The following is a 14,320-nucleotide window of genomic DNA, read 5'->3' on the forward strand; positions in this document are numbered from 1 at the left end:
TGCTGAACTGCTCTGGGAATTAACTTCTACCCGATAGGAGCGACACGGCAAGACCGCCGTTCAAGCCGTAACCAGTATTTCCCTCGCTATATCGTCCCAATGGGCAAAAACGCGGCTTGCGCCCTTGGAAGCGAGCTTTTCCGCATGCCCCTCATAAGTATGGCTGCCTCCAATATAGCCGAATGCCGTCATCCCCGCAGCAACAGCCCCTTCGATGCCAAAGGGCGAATCCTCGATCACCACGCAGCGCGCAGGATCGACGCCCATTCTCTCTGCTGCAAACAGAAACAGGTCTGGCGCAGGCTTGCCGCGCTTCACCATGCTGGACGAATAGACCGCCTCACCGAAATGATGCTCGATTCCGGTTTTCTTCAGGCTGAAAGCGATCCGTTCGGGCTGCGATGACGATGCAACGCAGCGCTTATCCGCAAGCAATTGCAGAAAATCTGCAATGCCTTTGGTGGGCTGCAATTGTTGAGCAAACAACAGCTTCGTTTCCGGCCAGAAATGCGCATCCGCGCCATCCGGCAGGCGGTGGCCTGTCCTCTCCTCGATCATCCGTATAATATCGGCCTGCTTCATGCCGATGCCGCTGGCGACGATTCCTTCGGGCAACACCATCCCGTGATTGGCATAGACCTGCTCGAAAGCCCGGCAGGAAAGCGGCTCGCTATCGACGAGAACACCGTCGCAATCAAAGATGACGAGATCGAAGGGGGATACACTGTTCATGAAAACTCCGGCAGCATGCTTATTTTGTCGCGCTGATTTGGGATGCGCGGCCAACTGGCTTGATATAGAGACTGTTTGTTCATTACGCATCTTTATCAACATGAGCGTGACAAAATTATCGCATTATGACGATGCACGGATTTTGCGGAGAGTTTCATGACGACAAATGTGGCGCTGGTCGGCCTTGCACACGATCTTGCAGCACGGGCGGAAACCGGCAAGCCTATCCGCATCGGCCTTATCGGCGCAGGCGAAATGGGAACCGACATCGTCACGCAGGTCGCGCGCATGCCCGGCATCGAAGTGGGCGCGCTCTCCGCCCGACGCCTGCCAAATACTTTCAAGGCCGTGCATGTCGCCTATGGCGAAGAGGATCACGCACTCGAAGCTTCCAATGAAGCGGCGATGACCAGCGCTATCGAGCGCGGCAAGATTGCCGTTACCGACGACAATGAACTGATTCTCTCCAATCCGCTGATCGATGTCATAATCGACGCAACCGGCATCCCGGAAGTGGGCGCACAGACCGGCATCAAGGCGATCGAGAACGGCAAACATCTCGTCATGATGAATGTCGAAGCCGATGTCACCATCGGGCCTTATCTGAAGGCGCAGGCTGATAAGCATGGTGTCGTCTATTCGCTGGGCGCGGGCGATGAACCTTCATCCTGCATGGAGCTGATCGAATTTGTCTCCGCTCTGGGCTATGAGGTGGTTTCCGCTGGCAAGGGCAAGAACAATCCGCTCAATTTCGATGCGATCCCCGATGACTATCAGGAAGAAGCAGACCGGCGAAACATGAATGTGCGCCTGCTGGTCGAGTTCGTGGATGGCTCCAAGACCATGGTTGAAATGGCGGCGATTGCCAACGCGACCGGACTTGTGCCCGATATTGCGGGCATGCATGGGCCGCGCGCTGCCATCGACGAATTAAGCGGAACACTGATTCCGCAGCAGGATGGCGGCGTTCTGACCAAAAGCGGCGTCGTGGATTATTCGATCGGCAAGGGCGTTTCGCCCGGCGTTTTCGTCGTCGCAAAAATGGACCACCCCCGCCTGATCGAGCGTCTGGAAGACCTCAAGATCGGCAAGGGCCCCTATTTCACGTTTCACCGCCCCTATCACCTGACATCGCTTGAAGTGCCGCTCACGGTCGCCCGCGTCGTCCTGCATGGCAAGACCGATATGGTGCCTTTGCCAAGGCCCGTTGCTGAGGTCTGCGCCGTCGCAAAGAAAGATATGCAGCCCGGCGAACATCTCGATGCCATTGGCCAATATTGCTATCGTTCCTGGATCATGACAACGACCGAGGCCCGCGCCGCACAGGCCGTTCCCTGCGGTCTTCTTCAGAATGGCACAGTCACCGCCCCCATCAAAAAAGGCGAACTCATTACCTATGCAAATGCTGCCCCGCAACCCGGCTCGAAGATTGCCGAGCTGCGCGCTTTGCAGGACAAGATGATCTACGGCTGAACTGAGCATTTCCAGCAAAAGTGCGAAGCGGTTTTGCGTTGGATAATGCGTAAAAACAAATAGATAGAGCGGTTCCAACGATTCCGTTTAAACGGGAACCGCTCTACAACTAATTATCCAATCGAAAAGGGCGGCTCGAAAACCGCCCTTTCTTTTATTTTTAGTGGTCCAGAGCTTTTACAATGCTCTCCACCATCTTCTTGGCATCCGCAAAAAGCATCATTGTGTTGTCGCGGAAGAAGAGCTCATTTTCGACACCGGCATAGCCTGAGCCCATGCCGCGCTTGATGAACAGAACCGTTCCGGCCTTGTCGACATCCAGAATAGGCATGCCGAAGATCGGCGATTGCGGATCGGTCTTCGCTGCCGGATTGGTCACGTCATTGGCACCGATCACGAAGGCGACATCTGCGGTGGCAAATTCCGAATTGATGTCTTCAAGCTCGAACACTTCATCATAAGGCACATTGGCCTCGGCCAGAAGCACGTTCATATGGCCCGGCATACGCCCGGCGACAGGATGGATCGCATATTTGACCTCCACGCCCTCCGCCTTGAGCTTGTCGGCCATTTCACGCAACGCATGCTGCGCCTGCGCCACCGCCATGCCATAGCCCGGTACGATAATGACTTTCGAGGCGTTCTTCATGATGAAGGCGGCATCGTCGGCAGAACCCTGTTTGACAGGGCGCTGCTCCACTTCGCCGCTTCCGGCAACGGCACTATCCCCGCCAAAGCCGCCGAGAATGACCGAAATGAACGACCGGTTCATGCCCTTGCACATGATGTAGGAAAGAATCGCACCCGACGATCCGACCAGCGCGCCAGTGATGATGAGCGCCAGATTTCCAAGCGTGAAGCCAATGCCCGCCGCAGCCCAGCCTGAATAGGAATTGAGCATGGACACGACGACCGGCATATCCGCACCACCGATCGGCACAATGATCAGCACGCCGAAGACGAGCGACAGCACGACAATCAGCCAGAACACGAAATGGCTTTCGGTATTGACCAGCACCACCACCAGCAAGACGATGGCAATCGCCAGCGCCGCATTGATGATGTGACGTCCCGGCAGCATGATCGGCTTGCCGGACATGCGGCCATCAAGCTTGAGAAACGCGATAATCGAGCCGGTAAAGGTGATCGCACCGATGGCGACGCCGAGCGACATTTCGATCAGTGCCTGCGCGTGAATCTGCCCGACTTCGCCAATGTCGAAGGAATGCGGCGAATAGATTGCCGCGGCTGCAACCAGAACCGCCGCAAGGCCGATCAGCGAGTGAAAGGCTGCAACAAGCTGTGGCATCGCGGTCATGGCGATGCGGCGTGCGATGACGGCGCCGATAGTGCCGCCAATGGCAATACCGATGACGATCAGCGCCAGACCGCCAAAACTCGGACGCGCCAGCAGAAGCGTCGTGATGATGGCGATGGCCATGCCGACCATGCCGAACATATTGCCCTGACGGCTTGTGGTCGGATGCGACAGTCCGCGCAGCGCCAGAATGAACAGCACGCCGGAAATCAGATAGAGGAAGGCTGCAACATTAATGCTCATGATGGTTCAGCCTCACTTTTCTTTTTTCTTGTACATGGCGAGCATGCGCTGGGTGACGAGAAAGCCACCAAAAATATTGACGCTCGCCAGAATGAGCGCGATGAAACCGAAGCTGGTTGCCCAGCCGCTCAGCGACAGGCCGACGGCCAGCAACGCGCCGACGACGATGACGGATGAAATGGCATTGGTAACGGCCATGAGCGGCGTGTGGAGCGCGGGCGTCACCGACCAGACCACATAATATCCGACAAAGATCGCCAGAATGAAGATGGCAAAGCGGAAGACGAATGGATCGACCGCGCCGCCAGTCGCGGCATGAGCCGCCGCAGCGGCAGCATCGCCAAGACCGCCCGCGTTTTCAGCAGCCTGTTTTACGGCGTCCGCCGCCTGATTGAGGCTCTCAAGAGCTTTTTCGAGTGCTGTGTCGGCCATTATGCCTCTCCTCCGTCAGCGGACGTCTTGGGCGCAGTTTTGGGAGCTTTCGCGGGTGCTTTCGCCGCTGGCTTGCGTGCGGTCTTTGGCTTTGCAGCCGGTTTTTCAGCCTTGGCCTCCGCTCCGCCAGCAGCGTCCAGCGCAACCTTTTCAAAAGCCGGATGGACAATCTTGCCCTGATGGGTGAGCAGCGTCGCCTTTACCAGTTCCTCTTCCGGGTCGAAGCCAAAGCTCTTCGTTTCCTTGTCGACCAGTGTTTCGAGGAAGGCGAACAGATTGCGCGCATAAAGCTGCGATGCCGTTGCGGCGATTCGGCCCGGCACATTGAGATGGCCGACGATCTTCACTCCGCCAATATCGGCGACCTCACCGGCGACAGCCCCTTCGACATTGCCGCCGCGCTCGACCGCAAGATCGACCAGAACCGAACCCGGACGCATGGCCGCAACCATTTCCCTGGTCACGAGGCGCGGCGCAGGACGCCCCGGAATAAGGGCTGTGGTGATGACAATATCCTGCTTGGCGATATGATCGGCCACCAGCGCCGCCTGTTTGGCCTGATATTCCTTCGACATTTCCTTGGCGTAACCGCCTGATGTTTCCGCAGCCTTGAATTCCTCGTCTTCGACCGCGATGAATTTTGCGCCAAGCGAAGCAACCTGTTCCTTTGCAGCAGGCCGCACATCGGTTGCAGTCACGACCGCGCCAAGGCGGCGCGCTGTCGCGATTGCCTGAAGCCCGGCAACGCCGGCTCCCATGACAAAGACCCTTGCTGCTGGCACGGTGCCTGCCGCCGTCATCATCATCGGCAGCGCGCGATCATATTCTTCCGCAGCATCGATAACGGCCTGATAACCGGCGAGATTGGCCTGCGACGATAAAACATCCATCACCTGCGCGCGCGTGATTCGCGGCATGAATTCCATGGTGAAGGCCGATATTCCCGCCTTGGCGAGAGCCGCTACGGCACCGTCATGCCCGTGGGGATCAAGCATGGCGAATAGTGCCGAACCGGATTTGTAGTTTTTGAGTTCCGCATCGGTGGGGCGGCGAACTTTCAGCACGATGTCGGCCGATTTGGCATCGGCTGCCGTGCCTATACGCGCTCCGGCTGCTGAAAACTCGGCATCGATGATGCGCGATTTTTCACCAGCGCTTTTTTCCACCACGACATCAAAACCCAGAGCGATGAATTTCTTCACCGTCTCTGCTGATGCCGCAACGCGGGTCTCGCTGGGATCACTCTCTTTAGGAATGAATATAGTCTGGGCCAACTGGTTTCCCTTTCGTGGCTTGCTCCACCCATGCGGGCGGGTACAATTCAGGATCTCCCCCAAGAGACCCGATTAAAATTTCATATAAATGTCACGCACAAAGCCCCGGCATGATGCGGCAACACCCGCACCCATACCAAGGCATTCCATCAAATCTTACGGAGTATTTCTGACCAGGCCCTTAAAGAACGAACCAGGCAGCAACGCAGACAAGAATGAAGACAATAGTGGCGGAGAAAAACCCGCCTACAAAAAAGCCGAACGCCATGGCAATCATAAGCGCAGCAAGCGCTATCGTGGACCATTTGATCACTATGCTGAAACCGGCATAGGTTTTTTCGTGCTCGGCATAATCCATGGAAGCGCCAAGTTCAGCCGGAGCCGTAGTGTGATGTTCTGCCATTTTAGTTCCACCCATTCAGATCTTTTCCATATTCTTAGACAAAAGATCTTCAACCTTCAATGCGCAAGCGCTCCAGTCCGGCCATTACTGTCCGGCTCTTTGTCGCAGCCCCCCAATCCCGATCAGGCTCCCGCTTTCGTGCTCTAAACGCCAAGTCCTGTATATTTTGCCGTGGGCAGGATCGTCAGCGGGGCCGCACCCTTGTCGATACCACCAAACATTGCTCGCCGCTCATGAGGCTGCGATTTGAAGAAGGGGAAGCGAATCGCCACCGCATCGCGAATATTGCGAATTGGTGCCGCCCCCAGGCCGACCCGGATGCCGTAACCTTCATGCTCACGCGCTTCCGCAATGACATTCGTGCCGAAAATACGCTTATAGAACGCCATATGTTCGGGTTTGACTGAAGCAAGACATTGATCCGCCTCGAAATATTCCGACGCCATGGCCGCAATGCGCAACGTTATATATGGCGTGGCCGGATATTCGCGCAGAAGTTCAGGATCGGCGGCAAAGCGCGTTGGATCAATGAAGCTCATGCCGCTATTGAGCAATGGATCAAGAATATCGGGAAACAGCGCATGGCTCGTTCCCCGCCGATGATCGGGCGTGATGTAATGGATGCGCAGCGTGCTCACCAATTGCCCGTCTATATAGATGCCATAGACGAATGCATGACTGTCACGGTCAATATCATCAATAATGAGCGGCACTTCCGCTTCATGCATGACATTGCGGGTCCGATAGGAACGATAGCGCAACTGGCCGATCGCTTCGAGATCCTCCATATGCACGACGCGGCGATATTCCACCCGATCCAGAAACTGCAACAGCTGTCGCGCAAAATTGGATAATGGCGGCCTCTCATCCGAGACAACTTCATCATTCATTCAATCAATATCCGCACCGGTCAAATCAGCGCGCAGAATAAGGGCCTTTATGGGTGTGTAAAGATATAAGTTTGCAATTTACCGGCTTACCGGCCCTGCGGCCTGCCCCCACATGCCGCAAACGCAGGAAGCTTTATTTAACTTTATGTTTTAGCTGTATAATTCTGCCAAAAAACGCGCCGGAAACTGTTGGCACTTTGCACAGATAAATTGTCGCCTGCTAAAATGAGGTGAAGATCATCCTCAGGCACAGGTAATCCAGCACCGAAAATTCAGCGCGCCGAAAGCTGACACTGATTCCTTTCCTCCCGGAAAGCGGCATTTGTTGAATATTGGCCCGATATTATATGGCTATGGATGGGCATGAGCACGGGCGGCGGGAGAGCCAATCTGCTCCACCGGCATGGGTTTGCCCAACAGGAACCCCTGCACCAGATCGGCCCCTGCCGCGACCCGGATAAGAGCCAGCTGTTCTTCTGTCTCCACCCCTTCCACAGTAACGCCCAGCCCCAGTTCATGCGAGAGCTGCGTAACGCCGCGCAGCAGCATGAGTGATCGACGATCTCTGGTAATGTCCTGCACGAAGGAACGGTCTATCTTGATTTTGGTCAAAGGCAGGCTGTTGAGATAGCTCAGGCTGGAATAACCCGTACCGAAATCATCCAGCGCAATGTTGATTCCCGCGCTCTTGAGCCGTTCCAGCACGAGCGACGTCTGGTAATGGTCGGAGATGATGGCGCTTTCGGTCACTTCCACTTCGAGCCGCCGTGGCTGCAATCCCGATTTCTGAAGCGCATTGGCGATGTCGTGCACAATATCGCTGTTTTTCAGATCGATTGCGGAAAGATTGACGGAAACGCCGATCCGGTCACCCCATGAGTTACAATCCTTGCATGCCCGTTCCAGTACGAAGCGGGTGATCTGGGAGATGACTCCCATTTCTTCGGCCAGCGGAATGAACTCAGCCGGTGAAATCCAGCCAAGCTCGGAATGCTCCCATCGCGCCAGCGCTTCATATGCGATGACCCGAAGCGATTGCGCGCTCACGATCGGCTGGTAAACGACCTTGATTTCCCCATCATCGATAGCCTTTCGCAAATCGGATTTCAGTCTTTGGCGGCTGCGATATTTCGTTTCCATCGCGCTTGCAAAGATCGCCCACTGGGTTCCTTCAACGCTCTTGGCTTCATAAAGCGCCAGATCCGCATTCATATGCATGGCGCCAATATCGCATTTATCAATGGTCTCGACTGCGACACCGGCGCTGATGTCGATATGAACCTGGTCGCCATTGACCTCATAAGCCCCGGTGGCGACAGAAATGATCTGTTCAAGCATCGGCTCTACTTCATCGATGCTATGCAGGTTGAAGGCAAAAGCGACAAACTCGTCGCCTCCGAAACGAGAAACAATATAGCGTCGCGGATCGAGCGAATTCAAACGCTTGGCGAAAGTCTGCAACAGGGCATCGCCGACATTATGGCCCAGCGTATCATTGACGTGCTTGAAATGATTGATGTCGATGACGATCAGGGCCGCCAGCGTCTCCGATTGCTGATGGATTCGGATCGAGCGAACCATGGTTTCGAAATAATTTCGATTTGGCAGCCCCGTCAAACCGTCGAAGCGCGCCATATGCTGGATACGGGCCTCTGCCTCGACCCGCTGAGTCACGTCTTCGAACATCACAACCGCGCCCGACTCGGCAGTCCGGTTGCCGATACATTCGATATAGCGGTCATCACCGAGCTGAAAAATATCGCGCGCCTTGTCTCCGTTCAGCAGATCCTGCATTCGCGCACGGATATTATTGAGATCATTATGCGGAAACACGCCGTTCCTGACACAATAGCGCAGCAGGACTTCCAGCCTGCGACCTCTTAGTCGCGTATTCTCATCTGCATTCAGCAGCGTCCTTACCTTGTTGTTGACGACAGCGATGCGCTGTTCGGCGTCGAACATCAGCAGGCCCTGCGGCATATTGTTGAGCGCCGCATCGAACCGGCCCGCGACCACCGAGAGCCGCCGCTCACCCATCACCGCCGCAAACAGAAAATCCCGCAGGCCATTGGCCATCTGGATATTCGACAGGAAATAGGGAACGATCAGCAGGCCGATAACGATGTGAAACGGCGTTCCAGCCAGAAGAAGCCCTGCCAGCACGGGGATAAATGTGCAGCATGACATCAGCACAACCGCTTTGGCCGACGCATAATTGCGACCGACAATCGAAACGACCGATGCGAGCAGAATGGTCAGGCTTACAAGTTCGGCGAAGGAATCGCGCAGCACATAGATTGAGAAAAAACACAGCAGTCCGAGCGCGGCGCAGACGCCGGAGGCACCGATAAGATAGCGTATTTCCCATCTGTCCAGTTGCGCATGCGACAGCGACCCGTATTTTACCTGGTCGAAGCGGTACATGTCATAAAAACGGCCCAGCGCAAGAGCGATGAAGCCTGCGGCGAAGACCAGAAAACGCGCATCGGCTGTCTTTGCATAGATGACGACGCAAGCGACGACATGTGCCAGCAAGCCAAACCATAATGTGGTGCGATTGCCGTAAAGCGCACGCAAGAATGATAGCCGCACATCTGCGGGCATCTCTGGTTTAAGGCCTCGCCACATATCGGTACTTGTACCCCTCTCTATGGGGGATAATGCCACTAATGATTTAAAAATACCTTTCGCAAGATTAAACCACAAGCTGTTATATTGATCATCGCAAGATATATCGAACTCAATTTCAAGAGTTTATAATTACCGGATCGCCCAAAGGAAATTATCGACATAAAGCCGCAAGACCGTCAGTGATGGATACTATGCTGATTTGCCGTTATAAAATATTGCAACATAGGGTTGTGCATTTGGCGGCAAAAAACGCAGCCACAAGACAGTCGAAAGATCATCCGCTTCCGTAGAACCGGCAGAGTATCCATTCACAGGCGGTGGCCGCCATCGATCGTGATGACCGTTCCCGTCATATAGCGGCTCGCATCGGAAGCGAGCATGAGTATGGCGCCGTCCAGATCCTGCATTTCGCCGAGCCGCCGCATCGGATTGGATCCCTTGATATATCCGCCAGCCGGCCCGCCAAGCTGGATTTCATTGATTCGGGTCGGAAACCAGCCCGGTGCGATCGCATTCACACGAATATTATGCCCCGCCCATTCAAGGGCCAGCGCCTTCGTCATCTGCGCGATGCACGCCTTGGACATGGCATAGGCTGCAGTTCCCTTTTGCGGGCGATCGGCAAGAATGCTGGTGGTGTTTACGATCGTTCCCGCCTGCCCCCGCTTGATCATGCGCCGCGCGACTTCCTGCGCGGTGAAGAAAGCGCCCGCGACATTCACGCTGAAAATATGCGCGAACATATCCGGCGTCGTTTCCAAAGCCCGCGCCATATGAGCGACGCCGGCATTATTGAATAGCGCAGTGATCGGCCCCATACGCTGTTCTGCCTCGTCGAAGGCCTGCACTATTTCTTCGGCTTTGGTGACATCGGCAATGATCTCCATCACCTCCCCGCCCGATGGACAAAGGCTGTCACTTTCATTGCTGCGCGAAATGGAGACGACATGCGCGCCCTGGCTTGCCAGCACGCGCACCATATGTAACCCCAATCCCGAAGATCCCCCCGTCACCGCAATGACCTTGCCAGCGACAGAGAAGAGCTGATCATCCGTCATGAAACCTCCCGGCTGCGACCCTCATACAGCTTTACCGGACAGAATCACAATCTGGCGTCCGCAAACAATTCAAGATTGCGACAATACACAGATACTGTCGATAAGGGATAGGGCGGCTTTGAAAGCAAAGCGCGCTCGCAACCCCGCTATTATTTTTTCAGATTTGCCATACTACCGGGATGATACGTAAAATCGATTCCGATTTTCGAGCCGATGCGATAAAACAGCCATCATCCAACGGATCGAAGGCGTCAATGTCGAACAAATCTCGCCCCCTTATCGCTGTTTCCACCGATGTGAAACCGTTTGAAAACTACATCTGGCATGCAGCACCCGAACAATATCTGGCCGCTGCCCTCGACGTGGCGCAAGTCATACCGCTGCTGGTGCCCGGCATGGGGGGCAAAATGGACCCGGAAACGATTCTGGGCGGCGTTGACGGCCTTCTCGTCACAGGATCGAAATCAAACGTCAATCCGGCGCTTTACGGTGTGACGCCTGATGCAGCCTTTGAACCTTACGACGATGCGCGTGATGCAACGTCGATACCTCTGATCCGCGCGGCTGTTGATAGGGGCGTGCCGGTTCTGGCCATCTGCCGCGGCATTCAGGAACTCAACGTCGCTTTGGGGGGCACGCTCGCTACCGAAATTCAGGAACTGGAAGGACGGCAGGATCATCGTGCGCCGCAATCCGAAAGCCAGGACGAGCGCTTCGGCCTCCAGCACAAGATCACGATTGCACCCGGCTCCTGTCTGGCTGAAATACTCCAGTCCGCCACCATTGATGTGAACTCCGTCCATCGTCAGGCCATTGACCGTCTGGCCCCCGGCCTTGCGGTCGAGGCCACCGCCGAAGACGGCACGATTGAGGCCGTTTCCGTCAGGAATGCCAAAGGCTTCGTCGTCGGCGTGCAATGGCATCCGGAATATTGGGTCCGCACGGATGCGCCCTCACGGATGATTTTCAAGGCCTTTGGCGAGGCGGTACGCGCGCACAAGGCCACGCGCACGGCCTGACTGGCGCCCCCTACTTCGATGTGACGTGAGCCGTTTCCGGCACCGGCGTCAGCGCCTTGCCCGTGTCGAACCAGGAAATCAGGTTGTCGATGACGAGATCGGCCATGGCCTGACGCGTTTTATGCGAGGCCGATGCGATATGTGGCAGCAGGACCGTATTGGGCGCGTCCAGCAATGCCTGCGAGACATGCGGCTCATCGGCAAAAACGTCGAGGCCCGCAGCCGCTATGGTGCCGTTCTCAAGGGCTTCGGCCAGCGCCGTCTCATCCACCAGCGTGCCACGGCCGACATTGATGAGAACACCATCCGGGCCGAGCGCCTTGAGCACTTGCGCATTGACCGCATTTGCTGTTTCTGCACCGCCCGGCGCCACCAGAATAAGTGTGTCGACTGCTGCCGCGAGCTCAGGCAGGCTCGGATAATATTCATAGCTGACATCTGCAACCTTGCGGCGATTGTGATAGGCAATCGGCAGGCCGAAGGCTTCAATGCGGCGTGCGACTGCCTTGCCGATGCGGCCAAGACCGAAAATGCCGACTTTGCGGTCACGCAGCGACAGTTTTGAAAGCGGATAAGCCCCTTCTTTTGCCCATCGCCCTTCACGCAGATAAAGCTGAGACTGCGATAATTCGCGCACCGTATCGATCAGCAATCCGATCGCGGTATCGGCGACCTCCTCGGTCAGCACGTCCGGCGTATTGGTGATCATGATATTATTTGCGCTTGCATGTTTCACATCGACCGCATCATAGCCCACACCGAAATTGCCCACGATTTCCAGATTGGGGAGTGCATCGATCAGACCGGCATTGACTTCCCACATGCTGGCGATGCCCTTTACATCCGCCGCCCAGCCCGCTTCGACCAGAGCAGCATCGCCGCGCTCTATGGTCCTGACCCTGAATTCGCGCGAAAGCCGCTGCAGGGCATAATCATTGAAACGACCAAGCACCAGAATGGTAGCATCGCGTTGTGTCATGGCAGTTGTCCTCATTGCACCAGGTTTCGAAGAACGGGCCGAAACCTGGCTTCATCGGTGGGTAATCAGAATTTGGGTTTTGACGTCGATTGCCGGATATGCAGTTCGGGCCTGATCAGCTCCTGTGCCGGAGAAACTTCGACACCGTTCAACTGGTCGAGAAGGGCGCGAGCCGCACGCCGTCCGACTTCCCGCTGCCCGTTCCAGACCGTGGTCAATGCTGGCGTCGCAATCGCCGCCTCTTCAAGATCGTCATAGCCGGTAACAGAAATATCCTCGCCCGGCACCAGACCGGCGCGCGCGATACCGTTCATCAGGCCGATTGCCGTCAGGTCGTTCCAGCAAACGGCAGCCGTCGGCTTGTCCTTGAGGGCCAGAAACTGTGGAGCCACTTCAAATCCGCCCTGCTTGGTGCGCGGGCCGGGAATACGCCATTCCGGCTTGACCTCAAGCCCGGCCTTGTCCATCGCCTGAACATAACCGCGATAACGGTCGCGCCCGGTGGAGGTCTGATCGGTGCCGCCGATCATGGCGATCCGCGTATGGCCAAGCGAGATCAGATGATTGGTGGCAAGCCCTATTCCATAGGCGTCATCCCCGCGGAAGACCGGCGCATTCACGCCCTTGACGCGGCGCGCGATCAGCACCATCGGCAGGCCATTATCCTGTGCAAGCTGAATATCTTCGAGCGGAGTGCCGATGGCTGGCGACATGATGACGCCATCAGCCCCAAGCTGCAAAAGCGTATCCATGAAGGTGCGCTGCTTTTCAAGCTGGTCATAATGGTTGGAAAGAATGAAAGTCTGGCGCGAGCGGTCCAGCTCCGTCTCGATCGATTTGAGAATTTCAGCAAAAAACGGGTTCATGATGTCGTGCACGACGACGCCGACAATGCCGGAGCGCGATGTGCGCAGGCTCGCCGCCCTGCGATTATAGATATAACCGATCGTGCGGGCGTGTTCCTTGATCTTTTCGCGGGTCTGGTCGGCAACGAGAGGACTGTCGCGCAGTGCCAGCGAAACGGTGGCTGTCGAAACACCAAGCGCATCCGCGATCGTCGAAAGCTTGATTTTCTGAGCCAATTCGCCTCCCTCGATATTCATGCACGGCAGGTTCGGAATGGCAGCGAACTGACGCGCCTCGATACCCTCCAGCCTCGCAGATGGTTATGCCATTGCAATCAATGAATTGAAAGTTTTTTCAGCGCGTTCATGCGATCAGGCGTTATTCCGCTTCGTCATCCTCTGCAGCGTCCCTGTCGAACTCCTCGACAATGCGTGAAGCAGCCCCGCGCGCTATCAGGTTGCCTTCCATGCGTTCGAGCATTTTCAGGAAAGCCTTGCGCTCTTTTTTATCAAGCCCCTTCAGCATGTCCTTTTCCGTCCGGCGGATGGATTTCTCGATGATCCTGATCGCTTCGATCCCCATTTGCGTCAGATGGACATGCGACTGACGCTGATCCGTTTCCGAGGCCCGCTTGACGACAAAGCCCTGACTTTGCAGCCGCGCTATGGTCTTGGTTATGGTGGGCGGACGCACGCCAAGGCGCTGCGCCAGAACACCGGGCGGAAGGCCGTCCTCCGCCGCAAGCTGCAGCATTACCGCATCCTGTCCGGCATAAAGGCCCAGTTCCAGCAACCGTGTCGCTAATACAGTTCGTGTTAGTCGCGAAACGGATTGCAGCCGATAGAGTACAACTGTCTTATTATCCTTGCTCATTACCACCTCGCCATTCCCGTTCGAGCAATATAGCAGATGATAGGTTAAAATACTGACGGACTTATGAAACCGCAGGGACTGGTTGCTGTCGCAGCTAATGATGTTAGGGTCAGGGCCTGCAAATTTGATTGAATTGGCGTGAGGACTGG

At 55.9% G+C, this 14,320-nt stretch carries 13 protein-coding genes; 2 read left to right on the forward strand and 11 right to left on the reverse strand.

Annotation, left to right across the window (positions count from 1 at the left end):
* Positions 1-60 precede the first annotated feature (60 nt).
* The gene (locus DKP76_RS14305) at positions 61-732 is read right to left on the reverse strand and encodes an HAD family hydrolase (RefSeq protein ID WP_109707559.1); all 672 of its coding nucleotides are present in this window, start codon (positions 730-732) and stop codon (positions 61-63) included.
* 156 nt (positions 733-888) lie between these two features.
* Here DKP76_RS14305 and DKP76_RS14310 point away from each other — a divergent pair, with 156 nt between their 5' ends.
* Positions 889-2,205, forward strand: a complete 1,317-nt coding sequence (locus tag DKP76_RS14310) for a 1-deoxy-D-ribulose 5-phosphate reductoisomerase (RefSeq protein WP_109707469.1) — start codon at positions 889-891, stop codon at positions 2,203-2,205.
* Between the two features lie 160 nt (positions 2,206-2,365).
* Here DKP76_RS14310 and DKP76_RS14315 read toward each other — a convergent pair whose 3' ends face one another.
* The 7 genes from DKP76_RS14315 to DKP76_RS14345 all read right to left on the reverse strand — a co-directional run bounded on the left by DKP76_RS14315 (position 2,366) and on the right by DKP76_RS14345 (position 10,454).
* Positions 2,366-3,766: an NAD(P)(+) transhydrogenase (Re/Si-specific) subunit beta gene (locus tag DKP76_RS14315; protein WP_109707470.1), complete on the reverse strand. Its 1,401-nt coding sequence runs from the start codon at positions 3,764-3,766 to the stop codon at positions 2,366-2,368.
* A 12-nt stretch (positions 3,767-3,778) separates the two neighbouring features.
* Positions 3,779-4,198, reverse strand: coding sequence for an NAD(P) transhydrogenase subunit alpha part 2 (locus DKP76_RS14320; protein ID WP_109707471.1), 420 nt, complete (start codon positions 4,196-4,198; stop codon positions 3,779-3,781).
* Positions 4,198-5,472: a Re/Si-specific NAD(P)(+) transhydrogenase subunit alpha gene (locus DKP76_RS14325; protein WP_109707472.1), complete on the reverse strand. Its 1,275-nt coding sequence runs from the start codon at positions 5,470-5,472 to the stop codon at positions 4,198-4,200. Before DKP76_RS14325 ends, DKP76_RS14320 begins: the two co-directional genes overlap by 1 nt.
* 181 nt (positions 5,473-5,653) lie before the next feature.
* On the reverse strand, positions 5,654-5,875 hold the full coding sequence (locus tag DKP76_RS14330; RefSeq protein ID WP_109707473.1) for an aa3-type cytochrome c oxidase subunit IV: 222 nt from the start codon (positions 5,873-5,875) through the stop codon (positions 5,654-5,656).
* 143 nt (positions 5,876-6,018) lie between these two features.
* A complete protein-coding gene (locus tag DKP76_RS14335) occupies positions 6,019-6,765 on the reverse strand; it encodes an N-acyl amino acid synthase FeeM domain-containing protein (protein ID WP_109707474.1) in 747 nt (248 codons plus the stop codon).
* Positions 6,766-7,116: 351 nt separating this feature from the next.
* Positions 7,117-9,393 carry a putative bifunctional diguanylate cyclase/phosphodiesterase gene (locus DKP76_RS14340; protein ID WP_109707475.1) on the reverse strand — a complete coding sequence of 759 codons (2,277 nt, stop codon included), beginning with the start codon at positions 9,391-9,393 and terminating at the stop codon, positions 7,117-7,119.
* A gap of 311 nt (positions 9,394-9,704) precedes the next feature.
* On the reverse strand, positions 9,705-10,454 hold the full coding sequence (locus DKP76_RS14345; RefSeq protein ID WP_109707476.1) for an SDR family NAD(P)-dependent oxidoreductase: 750 nt from the start codon (positions 10,452-10,454) through the stop codon (positions 9,705-9,707).
* A gap of 254 nt (positions 10,455-10,708) precedes the next feature.
* Here DKP76_RS14345 and DKP76_RS14350 point away from each other — a divergent pair, with 254 nt between their 5' ends.
* Positions 10,709-11,473 carry a gamma-glutamyl-gamma-aminobutyrate hydrolase family protein gene (locus DKP76_RS14350; protein WP_109707477.1) on the forward strand — a complete coding sequence of 255 codons (765 nt, stop codon included), beginning with the start codon at positions 10,709-10,711 and terminating at the stop codon, positions 11,471-11,473.
* A gap of 10 nt (positions 11,474-11,483) precedes the next feature.
* On the opposite strand, the gene DKP76_RS14355 is transcribed toward DKP76_RS14350, so the two are convergent.
* From DKP76_RS14355 to DKP76_RS14365, 3 genes are all read right to left on the reverse strand, one after another.
* Positions 11,484-12,452: a 2-hydroxyacid dehydrogenase gene (locus DKP76_RS14355; protein WP_109707478.1), complete on the reverse strand. Its 969-nt coding sequence runs from the start codon at positions 12,450-12,452 to the stop codon at positions 11,484-11,486.
* 65 nt (positions 12,453-12,517) lie between these two features.
* Complete coding sequence (locus DKP76_RS14360) at positions 12,518-13,534, reverse strand: LacI family DNA-binding transcriptional regulator (RefSeq protein WP_109707560.1); 1,017 nt, start codon at positions 13,532-13,534, stop codon at positions 12,518-12,520.
* A gap of 142 nt (positions 13,535-13,676) precedes the next feature.
* On the reverse strand, positions 13,677-14,171 hold the full coding sequence (locus DKP76_RS14365; protein ID WP_109707479.1) for a MarR family winged helix-turn-helix transcriptional regulator: 495 nt from the start codon (positions 14,169-14,171) through the stop codon (positions 13,677-13,679).
* Between the last annotated feature and the right edge of the window lie 149 nt (positions 14,172-14,320).

Source organism: Falsochrobactrum shanghaiense, assembly GCF_003149535.1.
GTDB classification, from domain to species: Bacteria; Pseudomonadota; Alphaproteobacteria; order Rhizobiales; family Rhizobiaceae; genus Brucella; species Brucella shanghaiense.